17 protein-coding genes and 1 pseudogene are annotated in these 14,014 nt (G+C 47.8%); 5 read left to right on the top strand and 13 right to left on the bottom strand.

Annotated features, from left to right (window positions below; genetic code table 11):
• Positions 1-50 precede the first annotated feature (50 nt).
• Positions 51-1,034: a LysR family transcriptional regulator gene (locus D791_RS07250; protein ID WP_202806829.1), complete on the bottom strand. Its 984-nt coding sequence runs from the start codon at positions 1,032-1,034 to the stop codon at positions 51-53.
• 130 nt (positions 1,035-1,164) lie between these two features.
• On the opposite strand from D791_RS07250, the gene D791_RS07245 reads away from it, so the two are divergent.
• From D791_RS07245 to D791_RS19900, 4 genes are all read left to right on the top strand, one after another.
• The gene (locus D791_RS07245; RefSeq protein ID WP_036509700.1) at positions 1,165-1,899 is read left to right on the top strand and encodes an MFS transporter; all 735 of its coding nucleotides are present in this window, start codon (positions 1,165-1,167) and stop codon (positions 1,897-1,899) included.
• A complete protein-coding gene (locus tag D791_RS07240) occupies positions 1,869-2,369 on the top strand; it encodes a hypothetical protein (RefSeq protein WP_036509698.1) in 501 nt (166 codons plus the stop codon). Before D791_RS07245 ends, D791_RS07240 begins: the two co-directional genes overlap by 31 nt.
• A gap of 81 nt (positions 2,370-2,450) precedes the next feature.
• Positions 2,451-2,993, top strand: coding sequence for a hypothetical protein (locus tag D791_RS07235; RefSeq protein ID WP_036509697.1), 543 nt, complete (start codon positions 2,451-2,453; stop codon positions 2,991-2,993).
• Positions 2,994-3,045: 52 nt separating this feature from the next.
• On the top strand, positions 3,046-3,522 hold the full coding sequence (locus tag D791_RS19900; RefSeq protein WP_051514323.1) for a hypothetical protein: 477 nt from the start codon (positions 3,046-3,048) through the stop codon (positions 3,520-3,522).
• A 232-nt stretch (positions 3,523-3,754) separates the two neighbouring features.
• Here the strand turns inward: D791_RS19900 and D791_RS07225 are convergent, their stop codons facing one another.
• The 5 genes from D791_RS07225 to D791_RS07210 all read right to left on the bottom strand — a co-directional run bounded on the left by D791_RS07225 (position 3,755) and on the right by D791_RS07210 (position 6,301).
• A complete protein-coding gene (locus D791_RS07225; protein WP_051514322.1) occupies positions 3,755-4,615 on the bottom strand; it encodes a DMT family transporter in 861 nt (286 codons plus the stop codon).
• A gap of 139 nt (positions 4,616-4,754) precedes the next feature.
• A complete protein-coding gene (locus D791_RS20785; protein WP_237748550.1) occupies positions 4,755-4,949 on the bottom strand; it encodes a hypothetical protein in 195 nt (64 codons plus the stop codon).
• A 104-nt stretch (positions 4,950-5,053) separates the two neighbouring features.
• Positions 5,054-5,347: a class I SAM-dependent methyltransferase gene (locus D791_RS20780; RefSeq protein ID WP_237748549.1), complete on the bottom strand. Its 294-nt coding sequence runs from the start codon at positions 5,345-5,347 to the stop codon at positions 5,054-5,056.
• Positions 5,348-5,381: 34 nt separating this feature from the next.
• Positions 5,382-5,915 carry a TetR/AcrR family transcriptional regulator gene (locus D791_RS07215; protein ID WP_051514321.1) on the bottom strand — a complete coding sequence of 178 codons (534 nt, stop codon included), beginning with the start codon at positions 5,913-5,915 and terminating at the stop codon, positions 5,382-5,384.
• Complete coding sequence (locus D791_RS07210; protein WP_036509695.1) at positions 5,915-6,301, bottom strand: DUF6463 family protein; 387 nt, start codon at positions 6,299-6,301, stop codon at positions 5,915-5,917. The genes D791_RS07215 and D791_RS07210 overlap by 1 nt, the downstream gene beginning before the upstream one ends.
• A gap of 164 nt (positions 6,302-6,465) precedes the next feature.
• On the opposite strand from D791_RS07210, the pseudogene D791_RS19580 reads away from it, so the two are divergent.
• A pseudogene (locus D791_RS19580) lies at positions 6,466-6,690 on the top strand (transporter substrate-binding domain-containing protein); the annotation flags it as partial.
• Between the two features lie 223 nt (positions 6,691-6,913).
• Here the strand turns inward: D791_RS19580 and D791_RS07205 are convergent.
• The 7 genes from D791_RS07205 to D791_RS07180 all read right to left on the bottom strand — a co-directional run bounded on the left by D791_RS07205 (position 6,914) and on the right by D791_RS07180 (position 14,007).
• The gene (locus D791_RS07205) at positions 6,914-8,116 is read right to left on the bottom strand and encodes a TRAP transporter large permease (protein WP_237748548.1); all 1,203 of its coding nucleotides are present in this window, start codon (positions 8,114-8,116) and stop codon (positions 6,914-6,916) included.
• Positions 8,117-8,183: 67 nt separating this feature from the next.
• Entirely contained in the window at positions 8,184-8,711 is a 528-nt protein-coding gene (locus tag D791_RS07200; RefSeq protein ID WP_036509693.1) for a TRAP transporter small permease subunit, read from the bottom strand.
• Positions 8,711-9,736 carry a TRAP transporter substrate-binding protein DctP gene (gene dctP, locus D791_RS07195; RefSeq protein ID WP_237748547.1) on the bottom strand — a complete coding sequence of 342 codons (1,026 nt, stop codon included), beginning with the start codon at positions 9,734-9,736 and terminating at the stop codon, positions 8,711-8,713. Before dctP ends, D791_RS07200 begins: the two co-directional genes overlap by 1 nt.
• Positions 9,737-10,036: 300 nt before the next feature.
• Positions 10,037-10,651, bottom strand: a complete 615-nt coding sequence (locus D791_RS07190) for an electron transfer flavoprotein subunit beta (protein WP_337588614.1) — start codon at positions 10,649-10,651, stop codon at positions 10,037-10,039.
• A gap of 8 nt (positions 10,652-10,659) precedes the next feature.
• Positions 10,660-10,851, bottom strand: a complete 192-nt coding sequence (locus tag D791_RS21720) for a hypothetical protein (RefSeq protein ID WP_337588613.1) — start codon at positions 10,849-10,851, stop codon at positions 10,660-10,662.
• A complete protein-coding gene (locus tag D791_RS07185; RefSeq protein ID WP_036509691.1) occupies positions 10,841-12,091 on the bottom strand; it encodes an electron transfer flavoprotein subunit alpha/FixB family protein in 1,251 nt (416 codons plus the stop codon). The genes D791_RS21720 and D791_RS07185 overlap by 11 nt, the downstream gene beginning before the upstream one ends.
• Positions 12,088-14,007, bottom strand: a complete 1,920-nt coding sequence (locus tag D791_RS07180; protein ID WP_036509689.1) for a (Fe-S)-binding protein — start codon at positions 14,005-14,007, stop codon at positions 12,088-12,090. Before D791_RS07180 ends, D791_RS07185 begins: the two co-directional genes overlap by 4 nt.
• Positions 14,008-14,014: the final 7 nt, after the last annotated feature.

The raw sequence follows: 14,014 nt of genomic DNA, 5'->3' as shown, positions 1-14,014 counted from the left end.
TGGAGGCGTTTTTACTCTTGTAATCACCAACAGTTACAACTGTAGCAATACTAGACTGGAAAATTGACCACAGGCACCCAGTTTTCAGCCCAAGTATAATTCGTCCCCTCGCCTGCAGCCTCTAATGATGAGGCCATAAACTCAATAAATACCCTGACCTTAGCGGGTAAATACTCTCGTTTTGGGTAAATAGCAAACACGCCATTATCGGGTTGCGGTGGTCGGTAATAAGGGAAAAGTGACACTAATGTTCCGCTTTGCAAGCCAAGCTTCGCCAGAAAATGCGGTAATTGAGCAAATCCCATACCATCGACACACATATGTGCCATTGCCTCGCCATCATCCGTGATATGCGTGCGTTCTAACACATAAGGGAGATACTCCCCTTTCGCATTGGGCAAAAAAATCGGCTGTAGCTGTTGTGTTTCTTTAATTCGAAAACCAATCCAACTGTGTTGCTGAAAATCATCGGCACAACGGGGTACCCCGTGCACCTCTAGATATCGAGGTGAAACACACGTCAGAAAGTCCATTGGACTAAGACGCCTTGCCACCAAACGACTGTCTTTCACGAAACCTGTTCGCAGTGCCACATCGATTTCGTTCTCAATGACATCCACGTGTAGATCATTAATCTCTATTTCGAGCTTGATTTCCGGGTAGCGCTGACAGAACGCCTGCAGTAACGGGCGCAGATAGAGGTGGCCGTAGCAGGCAGCAGAATTAATACGCAGGGTACCGCAAGGCGCATCATTCAAATGCCTCAGCTCTTCTTCGCAGGAAGTAAGATCCAGGAGCAGCTTACGCACTTTATCGGAATAGCGTTTACCGGCTGTGGTGATGCGCAACTGCCGGGTGGAGCGTTGAAAAAGAGTCAATCCCAACTGGGCTTCCAATCGACTAATGGCTTTGCTAACCGTAGATGGATCTGTATTGCAGCTTCTGGCAGCTGACGCAAAGTTACCACTATCACAAGTGGCTAAGAATATTTCCAGTGAGCGTAGTTTATCCATTGGCTGAGTATAGTCGGTCATTCTCGGGAATGTCTACAACACGAAATTCATGAATATCCTTCACGACTGATAGGGACATCATCCTATTTTTTTTGATTTTTCAGAGCAATACGATTCCAAGCTTAGAACACAGATATCCAAGTGAGGAAGTATGTTGAATCGCTCTATTTCAAGAAAACTACCCGTAAGCAATCCCCTCTCCTATCTTTTCCTGGCATTTATTGCAATGGCGGGTCTTTCCTATATCAATTTCTTACCCGGGGTTGTGAATGCACTGGCTGGCGGTATCGGTTTCAATGAAGCCGAAGCTGGGCAAATTGTGGCGCTGAATGGGTATGGTGCCCTCTTGGGCAGTACTGTTGCCATTTTTCTGGTGCGACGGATTCAGTGGCAAACCGTCATGTTTATCTCGTTTACCCTGCTAGCGCTGACGGATATCAGCACCTTATGGGTTGAGAACTACAGTATCATGCTTGGCTGGCGCTTTCTGGCTGGAATACTGGGCGGGTTATGTGTCGGGACTGGCTTCTCAGTACTGGCCAGATTAAACAATCCGGACCGTGCATTTGGAACCTTGCTGTTTATACAGTTCAGTATTGGCTCTATCGTCATGTATGGGCTACCCACGCTCGAAGAGATGCTGAACGCATATGCGGTGTTTTACGTCATGGCAGGTTTAATCTTGATTAGCCTAGCTCTGATGCCCTTTCTTCCCGCTCTTCCGCTGGACAGCAAATCAATCAGCCAATCCATGCCCTTGGCTAAGCTATTTGGCAAACCACTGCTGTTGCTGTTGGCGATCCTGTCCTATCTAACCGCTGCCAGTGCCATTTATGCTTACGTAGGCTCATCGGTTTGGGCGCCAATCTTACGTCTGAAAATGTGAGTACCTACATCGCTATCACCGGCATGTTAGGGTTACTGGGAGCGATGATCCCGGTGATCAGCGGTAAACGTGTCAGTCGCATCTATATGATTATTACAGGTATCGTTATGTCGACCCTGGCTGCGATCCTGTTCAACTTTTCACATATTACCTCTGCCTATATTGCGGCCATGTCCTTATTGTTTTTTTCATGGCCAGCCGTCCAATCATACCTGTTTGCCGTCACCGCTGAAATGGATAGCAGTGGAAGGCTTTCAACGATTGCAGCCGTCGTCTCCTTTGTCGGCCTGGCGACAGGTCCACTGCTGGCGTCAAGTCTTCTGGATGATGGCAGCTTTACAGGGATGCTTTACAGCTGTTCCATGATCTTTCTGCTGAGCTTCTTGCTCCTGTTCAAACCAGTCAAGGCGCAGGCACAGGCACAGGAGCAGGCAAAAGCACAAGAGATCGCCTTGTCATCACAGCCTTGACCCAGACACTTATCAAGATTGCATCAATTATAGAAAACCGTTGTTCTTAAACGGAATTCAGGAAAATTCTGAGGAGTTAACATGATTCGATATCTATTCAACAAAATGCTGCTGTCTATGAAAAAACGCTATGACTATGACGTGTGTTATATGCAGGATATTCTTCAAGCGGATTTAAGGGCATTTTTAAAGTTTATGGGGTTTCAAATCCTGTCATCCCATTCAGGACATGTGCCGCCGGGGCCACTGTTCGCTGCTAGGTTACGGGCGATTATCTGGGATGATTGCGGTCCCTGCACGCAGTTGGTGACCAACATGGCTTTGGAAGCCAACCTAAGCCCGGATATTGTGTGCGCCATTATTAATAGAGATCTGAACAAGCTGCCACCAGATATCGCGCGGGTCGTGCAGTTTACAGAGCTGGTTCTGGCCCACAACCCTGAAGCCGATGATATGCGCGAAGAAATAGTGGCTTTATGGGGCCAAAAAGGACTTATCACCCTTAGCTTTGCCATCAGCTCCTCGCGGGTTTATCCCGCGCTGAAGTACTCCTTGGGATACGGAAAAGCCTGCAGTAAAATTATAGTGAATGAGTCATCCATGGCACCGACGCGGCAATCATAAAGTGAGTGGCCACTACTAACGTCTGACCTTCAATGCTGAATACAGGATTCCGATGATCATCGTGATCAAGGTTCTTGAAAAGCTTGGTGGCATCGAGCTACTGAGCCAATGGCTAAGTCCTGTCATGTCACTGGTCGGCTTGCCTAGTGAAATGGGCTTGGTGTGGGCAACCACGCTTGTCACCAATATGTACGCTGGACTCGTGATATTTATGAGTATTGACACGAATTTAACCGTTGCTCAAGTCTCGATTCTTGGCACTTTGATGTTGCTTGCTCATTCACTTTCCATCGAAGTAGCCGTTGCTAAACAAGCAGGTGTTGGGATTGTGATGACACTGATAATTCGCATTGGTGGTTTACTTATTAATGAAGCAAAACGAGGACACATCTCCCCACGGGATATTTTCGTCGCCATGATGTTGCTCAACCTACTTCATAGCTTGATTGAAAACGCGCTACTGATTCTGTTGATTGGTGCGGACTTTATGACTATTTTTGGGGACGCATTGTATTTACAGTGGCTGTGATTGGGATTTTAGTCTTTGTCCTTAAACGCTTGGATGAAAGCACTTGTCGTAAGTATTTTTATAAGAAAATAAGTGATTAGCGTCTAAATCATGGGCTAAATTTTTGCCAACGTCGATTGCAACGGTCGCGAGAGGAGTGCTGGTTACCCGACCCCTCGCACAGTTCCCTGAGCGTCAACAGTATAGGCCTGCACTGGTATTTGTATTTTACCCTTTACTTACACTCTTCTCTTTATTTACTTGAAGCTGCTTTTTTCTCTAAAATCACCAGCGCAATACCACCAAGTATCGCCACTGAGGCGACAACTAAGCGCAGGCTTAAGTCCTCATTCAGTAAAAGAATCCCCCCTACGGCTGCAATCACTGGAACACTCAATTGAACAGTGGCTGCCGTCGTTGATTTCAAGGCAGGCAAGGCTGTGTACCAAATGGCATAGCCGAGTCCAGACGCCAAAGCGCCCGACGCGACTGCATACCAAAACCCAGCACTATCGAACGAAAAATGCTGGAACATCAGCAGATTTAATACCAACGCAATAGGAACCGCACGCAGAAAATTCCCTGCCGTGACTCGAGTCGCATCGCCCTCCCCCTTACCGCGCAAGGAATACACGCCCCAAGCGACTCCAGCGAGTAACATCAACAGTGAGCCCAATAGAGGCGGTTTAGAAATACCCGGTAAAAACAAACCCACTAAGCCACCCAACGCAAGTAAAAGCCCGATAACTTGTAATCCTCTTAGCCGTTCACCCAGCCAAAGACCATGAGTGATCATCGTTGCCTGCACCGCACCAAAAAGAATCAGAGCCCCCATCGCGGCCGAAAGACTGATATAAGCAAACGAAAACCCAGCCGCGTAAACCACTAAGGCGGTTGCCGACAACCAATTGCCTTTGCCAATACGGTTCGAATGCTTGCGATGTACAATTTGCACAACAAGCCACAGCATCATCGCACCGGAAACCAACCGCAGGGTGGTAAAGCTAGCGGCATCAATATTGGTATCGTTTAGAGCAAGACGATTCAGTAGAGAATTTCCTGCGAACGCAATCATTGCCAGTAAAGTAAGCACAACTAAGCGAGTATTCGACATTGAGATCCTTGTACTATTTCGTTATTAACGCATTCACAGCCGATCATAAACTAACACCATCATCAAAAGACAACCTGACACCGAAACACTTTGCGTCTGGATTCATACAGATGACACTAAGATGAGTCACCCCATACCCTTATCTTATTTTTTGAGCAACGACAGAGTAGGTGTGCCAGTGTTTTTTCTTGCCAATCAATGTCATCCCCTCTGAGTCATGCTCATAGACATCGATGATTTTGAAGTTTGGATAAAAAAGCGCTTCCACCTCAGTACGGGTGTGAACGGTCAGATCACCGCGTTCCATTTTTGCCCAAGAATCATTCGGCCCCATAAAATGACCGCAAAAAACACCGCCAGATAAAAGTGATTCCGTAATGTTCTGCCAAGCACGCTCAAACTGGTCCGGCGGACAAAAGAACAGGCTGGAACACGCACTTACCAAAGACGATTTTGGATACTCAAATCGATCAAAGCAGCTGACCTGAGCAAATAGCGTTTGATTGAGGTGCCTGGAACAGACTTCTTCCACGCGAGAAATAGCCGCATCACTTTTGTCAAACGCATGTACCTAAAGCCACTCTCAGCCAGGAATAAAGCATCTCGCCCAGCGCCGCAGCCAACATCCACCGCCACTTTTGGCATAGAGACATCAATCAATTCAAGTGCCATCTTGAGATGAGGATATACATCTGCCGCTAAGGATCGCTGATAATACACTTGCTCACTCATTCTCTAGTCCCAATATATTAGACCAATTTTCGTTTTATTCATGGCTTAACCAACGCATGAACCAACTATCAATTGCTTTCCACTCTTCGATGCTAAGCCGTTTACCTAGCTGCTGGCAACCTAGTGTTTGCGCGTATAATAACTTTGCCAAAAGATGGGTATCGACTGGGTTATAACCCAGCTCTGTCAGCAAAGCCGCGATATAATCTAACCTTTCGCTATCAACTACAGCCACAGCCTCTGCCACACGGGGCTCACTGAGCGCCCAACTACGCAATGCGACTTCGGTTCGATGATCGGCCTCAGCTACAGCAGCAGACAATTGTGCAATCCGCTGTTTGACAGGGTCTTGAGGCGACAATCCCTCTACAAGGTTTTGTGTATAGTTTGTGTGCCAAAAGGCCAGCAACTCATCGACATAGGCTTCTCGATGTTTAAAGTAATGATAAAAAGAGCCCTTCGTCACGGCCAGTCGCTCACACAAACGATCAATTTTTAGCGCCTCCGGCCCTTTCTCCGCGAGCGCCACCAACCCTGCTTGGCACCAATCTTCGCGACTTAATTTCATCACACATCCTGTCTTGCTAAAGGAGCACCGTAGACAACAAGTAAACCAAGCGGAATGAACAACCACGCTCCAGATATCGGCAAAAGAATTCCTACCACCAATCCAGCGGTCATCAACCCCCACCCAAGCCAACGAGGCAGGGACGTTGGCACTGTTTGCAACCACGCCTGCATTAACCCGCCCAGCAGCCACCAGAAGCACCCCACTAATAAGAACCACAACATCGTACTGCGAGAAAACATCAACTCACCATCGGGCTGAATTGAATTCCAAACACCCGCCTGAACTATTTCGACAAGATATGGCCACCCCATCACCACACCCAAAGCGTTATGCACCATGCCAATCCCGACCAACAGCCAACCACTGATTTCATATAATTTCATAAATACTCTCCTATTTAAAACATACCATACCGTATAGTATTTTTATTAATCACTTCATTCAACCTGTTTATGAAATCTACACTCTATACTGAACGCTAGGGCTATCACCAAAACGTCGAAGAACAAACACAAACCTACCCACCAACAGGTAACCTTGTGAGTTTGTCGATCAGCAAGGCGAATTTAAGGGCATCGTCGCGGACTTTTTCAAACTATTTGAGGAACGTCTCGGTGTGACATTTCAGCCAGTGGTCGATACAAAATGGTCAGACGTCGTCAGCATGATGCTGTCGAGAGAGTTAGACATGTTGACCGCTGTAACACCCACCCCTGAACGAAAAACCTACCTGAACTTCACCACCTCCTATCTAAGCTTCCCTAAATGTTAATCTCTGTTCCGGTAATATAGCTTCACTCATCCGAAGCAAGCATTACTGTGACTTACAAAAACGCCCCAATAAGGGGCGTTTGAGTTAACACTATGTCAATTGAGCTAACTGTAAATTAAATTCGGCAGCCAAAGCGCAATTTGTGGGAAGTACAGGATCAATGCCAAGCCTAACATTTGCAACAAAATGAACGGAATAACCGCAAGGTAAAGATCGTAAATCGTCACAGATGGTGGTGCCACCGATCGCATATAAAATAGATTATACCAAAGGGAGGCGTTAAATAGGCCGTTTGCATGCTCACGATGAACAGGATTGCAAACCACACAGGATCGAAACCTAAGAACTCAACAATCGGCACAAACAAAGGAACCGTGATAAATACGATGGCAAAGTCATCTAAGAACATGCCCAGCACAAAATAGCAGGCCAGCATTGCCAAAATAACCATCATCGGTGCTAATTCGTAATCGTCGATCAAGTCTTGCAGCAAGAAACCAGCACCTAATCCAATGTAAACCTTACTGAAGAAGAGCGCTGTCAAGGTGATCCAAATTAACATCCCCATTAATTTGGTCGTATCCATTAAGACATCTTTTAACATTTTCCACGTTAGCGTACGGTAAACTGCCGCACAAATAATGGCGCCGGCAGCACCGATCGCAGACGCCTCAGTCGGCGAGGTTAACCCCAAGATGATACAGAGTAAAACAGCGACAATGAGTGACCCCGGAAGAATCAGCGCTTTTAATGAAACCAGCTTACCCTTCCAATCCACCTGTTCTTTAACAGCAAGCGGCGGTGCAATTTTTGGATTGACCCGACTAATGATCAAAATATAGAGGATATAAAGACCCGCCAGCATCAGACCCGGCATTAAGCCCGCCGCAAAAAGCTTACCGATCGATTCTTTTGCCAAAAAGGCATAGAGAATCATCAAGACACTCGGGGGGATCAAAAAGCCGAGTGCGCCCCCGGCCATGATAGTGCCCGTCGCTAATTTTTTACTGTAGCCGCGTTTAAGCATGGCGGGTAGTGCAATCACGCCTAGACTCACGGTCGCAGCGCCGGAAACACCCGCCATGGCCGCAATCAGCGCACAGAGTATAATCGTCCCGACACCCAACCCACCTGGCTGAGCCCCCATGAGTTTATTCATCATTTCGAATAAGTCATCGGTAATACCTGAACGCTCTAGCATTAGCCCCATGAAAATAAACATGGGTAAAGCGACGAGAATAAAATTATCCATTGAGGAAAAAGCACTGATCGTGAGCAGATCCAATGCACCAGCACCCCAAAGAAAATACGCAAACCCCATACCAACGGTTAGCAATGCCCAAGACAAGGGCGTCCCCAACATGAGCATGACGAACATTGCGCCAAACATGCCAAGGGTTATTATTAAAGGATCTATATCTGACACGGAGAGTACCCTTCTAAATTGTCAGAGGGTGTTCGTAATACACCCTTCTCTGCTAATACACTCAACTTCATGACTCGACACAGGCGTTACAAGGTAAATTTAAGGCCACACAAATGTCACGAATCAAATGTGCCAAGCTCTGCAGAGCAATAAGACCTACGGCAACTGGAAGCACTGTTTTAAATGGATAAATGGGTGGAGCCCATGTACTTTTGGAGGACAATTCTTTGTTTTGCCAAGATTCGTAGGCAAAATCAACAGATGCGAAAAAGAAAACAACTAAAACGAATAAAACCACCAAACCTGTAATAACATCCAGAATCGCACGACCTCGACGCGAAAATAGGTTGTACAACGCCTCACTTCGAACGTGGCCCTGATAACGATGGGTATAGGTGCCAGCCAGAACACAAAACGTACCGTACAACATTGTACTCAGTTCATGTGCCCATGAAGTGGGACTAACGAAGAAATAACGGGCAATAATTTCATAGAGCAGCACCAAAATCAAAGCAAGGCACATCCAAGAGACGGCCTTGCCCACGATTTCAGAGAGTCTATCAACCCAGCTAACTAAGTGACAGACTGAAAGCATCAGGCACGTCCTGTTGCTTTCGCAGCTTCTTTAAGAATATCGATCGCCTTCTTATTGCGATCAGATTTAGCGGCTTCATCTTCCCAGATCACTTCAGCGGCTTTACGCAGACGTGCTGAGTCCTCAGGAGGAAGACTGTTCATAACAAAGTGACCAGTGGCCCCTGCATCAATTGAACCACTGACCATCCAAGTGTGCATATGAGCCGAATGTTTTTCGTACGCCAGTTCAATCACTTTGCGCTCTTCATCGGTCATTTTCTTCCACACATCCATATTGACCAGAATCTGATCACAGTAGCCTGGGTACACCATGCCAATAGAGGTGTAGTGATTGGCAACTTCAAACAGCTTCATACCGACGTATTCATTGGTACCAGCGTAGATCACACCATCAATAGTACCGGTGCTCAAACCAACGTAAAGCTCTGAACCTGGCAAGAAAACGGTCGGAATATCAAACTGCTGAAGGATACGTGCAATTGCAGGTGTTGCGCGAATACGCATATTTTTGAGATCATCAAGGCTGTTAACAGGTTGTTTAGTTAACAGATCGAATGGGCCGCCCATGATAGGCCCTAAGTAGTGAACGTTGTGTTCAGCGTAGGCTTCACGTACTAAATCGATCAGACCTTTGGTACGGTAAACGTACTGGGCCTCATCGTGGTTCGTCCAAGCACCCGGTAAACCAGATTCAATACCGGCAATATCCAACTGGCCTGGCCAGTAGCCCGCATAACCTTGGCACATGTCGATGGTGCCACGGCTTACCGCTTGAAACATCTCAGCATCAGGCACTAAAGAACTGCCTGTAAAATGGCGAACACGCAAGGAGCCTTTCGATGCAGTGCGAACATCTTCACCAAAGGAGCTAAAAACATCAGATGCCTCACGACCCCAGTAGGTTTGCATGCGCAGGTTGGTTGTCGCTAATGCAGAAGTAGAGGTCATGGCCAACGGAGCAGCAACTGCACCTGCGGCGGCGGCTTTCAGAAGATTACGTCTATTCATATTGGGTTTGCTCATATTTGCTACCTTGTGATTGTTGTTATGGGGCACTGCGTTATTCGAAATAACACTGATTTTGTTATTGTGACTAACAAAAGCATTTTGAGTTTAGACCAGCCTTACTTGTTTTAAAAGCAGGCCTCTTTTTATGTCTTTTCACTTTAGACTGCTAACACTCCCCAGGTCTTGTCAAATTCTCCGGTTTTTTTTGCAAATTCTACGTGTATTCCAACATAACACCAAAACGTAAAGTCACAGGGACAGTGGATTCTTTCCATTCAGCGTCAAGGCTTAAGAAACAACCCACCTCCTGTCAACTCAAGTCTTTAATACCCCCTCTTCTTTTAGTACTTTTAATATGGCTGCAGCGCCCTCCTCGGCAGTGACAGATGTGAGTACTTGACCTCCTGCCCCTTCAGCTTTTGCCGCAGCTGCTTTGAAACGGTCACGTGCTGATGTGGCTTTGATGATTTTCAAACGCTTAGGACGTTTACGAGCAGGTGCATAATGCCATTCATTCGTTGCATCCTTCTCCTCCGTATCGCTCACAACGCAGTTAATAAAGCCACGCGTAGCTTTGGCATACGCCGATTGACGCGCCACAGGTGAAGCAGAATCCACGGCTAAAATCGCCGGCAATGCCACCTCAATCCGTCGACGCTGTCCTCTCGGCAACGCCTGCAGTACAACGGCTTGAGATGCCGCCACCTTTTCAATGACGGCAACATTGGCAACGAGCGTATAACCCAAGGCATCTGCTAACTGATACGGCACCAACCCAGAGCTTTCGCCCAACTCAGCACGACTACCACATAAGATAACTGAAGAGGGAGTGGCATTCAAAAATGCTGACAGAGCCGGAACGATGTCATTTTGTTCCGATTGCCGTAACACTTTCAGCTCCGAGACGCCCATCCCTAAATAGCCACGCAAGGCCGGTTCTATTGAATCATTAAGGGGACCGGCATAGATGACTCTAGCTCGGCGTCCGACAACCCCATTGCCATTTCCAACGCACGTGCGTCTTGATCCGCTCGTCGAAGTCGTCCTGTCACGGGGTGTTGCCCGACCGAAACCAATACGGTTACAGAGACCTCATCATTTGATGGCAACTTAGCCAGATTACGCGACATGTTGCACCTCCACTTGAGACTGCTGTAGCTGATCCAGCATGGATTGTATAAGTTCGGACGAGTCCAGGATCACCGCAAGATCAGCGCGCTTAATCATGTCACAACCTGGGTCTGTGTTAATTGCAATCACTTTGTCGCAGGCTTGGATACCCTGTAAATGCTGAATAGCTCCAGAGATTCCTATTGCGAGATAAACCCTCGCCGTCACCCAAGTTCCAGTCGCGCCTACCTGACGATCACGCGGCATGTGGCCATCATCAACGGCAACACGCGATGCCCCCTCTGTTGCACCTAAAGATCTGGCCAACTGATGGAAAGCATCCCAATTAGTAATCCCCTTGCCTCCAGACAGAATAAACTCTGCCTCTGACAAAGCGACCTTAGCAGGATCGACCGAAACAGCGCCGAGGTTACGAATACGCTTAATAACATCAGCTGCATTGATGGATGAGTCAATAACCCTGGCTTCGTGACGAGTATCCGACACAGGTTCAGCACACTCGGCCAATGCCATGATCACTCGACTCACGGGGCGATACAGATCACTTGCCCCTCCCGATGCTCGACAAGTCGCCATTAACGTATCAAGATCCAACTGCCATAAATGGCTTGTTGCTCTGACCTTCAATTTGACAGACAAACGTCGACCTAAGTCCGCACTCATTGAGGTATGTTCCGGGAATAACCAATAGAGTGGATTAAATTCACGTTCAATGGCGGTTAATTGCTGCAGGTGTGTTTCTGGATCATACTCGCTGCACTGAGACTCATCTGCAAAATACACACGATCCATACCCACGTCACCCAACTCTGTATCTTTGAGCGGGCTCAAAATGACACCCAGTACAGCTGTGGCTTCAGACTGTTTAGCGGCCAGTTGTTGCGCCAAGCCAAACAAGTCTTTGTCTTGAGCAGAAAAACGTCCTCCCGGTAGCTCCGGAACAACGACGATGTACGCGCTAGGTCCATCAATCTGGATGAGACGTCTTGCATCGATGTCAACCTTCGCCTTTACAGTGTTCTGCTGGTTTGACTGTGCTCCACTTCGATCAATTCGGCGCACGCCAGCAGGCCCAATGAAACCAACCAGGTGAGGATTTTTACGTTTGACACCCGTCGGGCCTATCCACTCACTCAGCCTACCCGTAGCCTGTGTTAGCGCATAGGTTGAATGTTCAGGATGCAAACGATTTCTCAGAATCCACTCAGCTCGAGGATCTCGCCGCTTAATATCGTTCATGCACGCGTCTCCTCTTCGATTAAGGATTGGGCGACTAATTCTGCAATATCCAATACTTGTGGTCGTGGCTCAACAACACCTTCCAGCATGGCTGTACATTGTGGACACCCTACTGCAACAACACTTGCGCCTGATGCTTTAATATCGTCCATACGCATATCAGGAATTCGTTGTTTACCTGGAATATCGGTAATCGGTGCACCGCCACCGCCACCACAGCAGCGTGATCTAAATCCTGAACGCGTCATTTCAACCCGATCAATGCCTAATGCATCCAATAGCTGACGAGGCGCATCATACACTCCGTTGTAACGTCCCAGATAACAGGGGTCATGATAGGTCACACGTCCACCCACCCAATCTTTTAAAGACAATTGTTTATCTCGATACAAACGCTCCATAAAGGTTGTATGGTGATAAACCACATACTCGCCACCCAGTTCGGGGTACTCATTTTTCAATACATGAAAGCTATGAGGATCACAGGTGACAATGCTTCGAAATGAGTATTTCTGCAATGTATGAATGTTTTGCTTGGCTAAATGTTGAAAGGTAGCCTCATCGCCTAAACGTCTAGCAACATCTCCCGAGTCACGCTCTTCATTGCCCAGCACCGCAAACTGCACACCTGCCGACCGAAGAACCTTAACAAAGGCTCGAAGCGTCCGTTGATTGCGCATATCAAATGCACCGTCGCCTAACCAAAGCAACACATCTGTCCGCTTAACATTTGCTAATGTCGGTAGATTAAGATCGGCGGCCCAATTCATGCGGCTACCTGGATTAAATCCACCTGGGTTGTCTGTCGCAATTAAGTTCTCCAGAACTTCAGCCCCCTTGTTAGGGGTTTGCCCACGCTCCAGTGTTAAGTGACGACGCATATCGACAATGGCATCCACATGCTCAATCATCATAGGGCACTCTTCAACACAGGCACGACAGGTCGTACAGGCCCAGAGCGTCTCCGGATCCAGCAATCCTTTTCCTTCTCGTGCAACGATGGCTTGAAAAGGGCCACCTTTATGTTCGCCCAGCGGTTTGCCGGGATAAGGAGAACCGCTGTAACTGGCATCACTGCCACCGGCCAGACCTACGACCATATCTTGAATCAGTTTTTTAGGGTTTAATGGCTGTCCAGCTGCAAAAGCTGGGCACACGGCTTCGCAACGACCACATTGCACGCAGGCATCAAATCCAAGCAACTGATTCCAAGTAAAATCAGTCGGTTTCTCAACCCCCAAAGGCGCTTGAGTATCGTCAAAATTTAGCGCTTTCAGTCCCGTGGAGCGACCACCGCCAAAACGTTCAGGGCGACGATGAAAGGCAAGGTGCAATGCGCCAGCAAAAGCATGCTTCATTGGCCCACCCCAGGTCATGCCAATAAACATTTCAGCAAGCCCCCAGACAATACCCGCCGTTAAAAGCGCCGCTAAAACCACACCGCCAAACCCTTCGGGTAAAAGGCCTGCCGCGGGTAAGCTCAAGATCAAAAAGCTGACGGCAAACACCATTAAGCTTTTCGGTAAGCGCATCCATGCACCTTTTGATAAGCGCTCCGGTGGTGATTGACGACGTTTAGCAACGCGCACGGCCCCAATCAACATAGCGCCTGACGCGGCCAATAGCAGCCACGCCAAGAGTTTACTTTCCCAGGCAAAACCATAAAGAAAGATGGCCAATACCGATGCCAAAACAAAGCCACCTGCCGTGGCTACGTGTGTATTGGAAATATAACGGTCACGTTCAACCACATGATGCAAATCGACCAGGTAGCGTTTGGGCATCGCACGTATGCCAGCCCAAACGTTCACGTTTGAAGCGCGCCCTCTCAACCACAGGCGTGCACGCCGCAAAGCACCTACTACAGCCAGAAGAATAGCCACGGCCAACAGCCAAGGCATCAGACTCGTCAACATAGACCTT

This window comes from Nitrincola nitratireducens, from assembly GCF_000585235.1.
GTDB lineage: Bacteria > Pseudomonadota > Gammaproteobacteria > Pseudomonadales > Balneatricaceae > Nitrincola > Nitrincola alkalisediminis.
This window is presented reverse-complemented; position numbering and strand designations above follow the sequence as displayed.

Coding starts and splice junctions, on each gene's coding strand:
- D791_RS07225 (WP_051514322.1), bottom strand. CDS start 4,615: ATGTCGAATACTCGCTTAGTTGTGCTTACTTTACTGGCAATGATTGCG.
- D791_RS07215 (WP_051514321.1), bottom strand. CDS start 5,915: ATGAAATTAAGTCGCGAAGATTGGTGCCAAGCAGGGTTGGTGGCGCTC.
- D791_RS07180 (WP_036509689.1), bottom strand. CDS start 14,007: ATGTTGACGAGTCTGATGCCTTGGCTGTTGGCCGTGGCTATTCTTCTG.
- D791_RS20785 (WP_237748550.1), bottom strand. CDS start 4,949: ATGGGGCCGAATGATTCTTGGGCAAAAATGGAACGCGGTGATCTGACC.
- D791_RS07235 (WP_036509697.1), top strand. CDS start 2,451: ATGATTCGATATCTATTCAACAAAATGCTGCTGTCTATGAAAAAACGC.
- D791_RS19900 (WP_051514323.1), top strand. CDS start 3,046: ATGATCATCGTGATCAAGGTTCTTGAAAAGCTTGGTGGCATCGAGCTA.
- D791_RS07245 (WP_036509700.1), top strand. CDS start 1,165: ATGTTGAATCGCTCTATTTCAAGAAAACTACCCGTAAGCAATCCCCTC.
- dctP (WP_237748547.1), bottom strand. CDS start 9,736: ATGAGCAAACCCAATATGAATAGACGTAATCTTCTGAAAGCCGCCGCC.
- D791_RS07185 (WP_036509691.1), bottom strand. CDS start 12,091: ATGAACGATATTAAGCGGCGAGATCCTCGAGCTGAGTGGATTCTGAGA.
- D791_RS21720 (WP_337588613.1), bottom strand. CDS start 10,851: ATGTCGCGTAATCTGGCTAAGTTGCCATCAAATGATGAGGTCTCTGTA.
- D791_RS20780 (WP_237748549.1), bottom strand. CDS start 5,347: ATGAGTGAGCAAGTGTATTATCAGCGATCCTTAGCGGCAGATGTATAT.
- D791_RS07210 (WP_036509695.1), bottom strand. CDS start 6,301: ATGAAATTATATGAAATCAGTGGTTGGCTGTTGGTCGGGATTGGCATG.
- D791_RS07200 (WP_036509693.1), bottom strand. CDS start 8,711: ATGCTTTCAGTCTGTCACTTAGTTAGCTGGGTTGATAGACTCTCTGAA.
- D791_RS07250 (WP_202806829.1), bottom strand. CDS start 1,034: ATGACCGACTATACTCAGCCAATGGATAAACTACGCTCACTGGAAATA.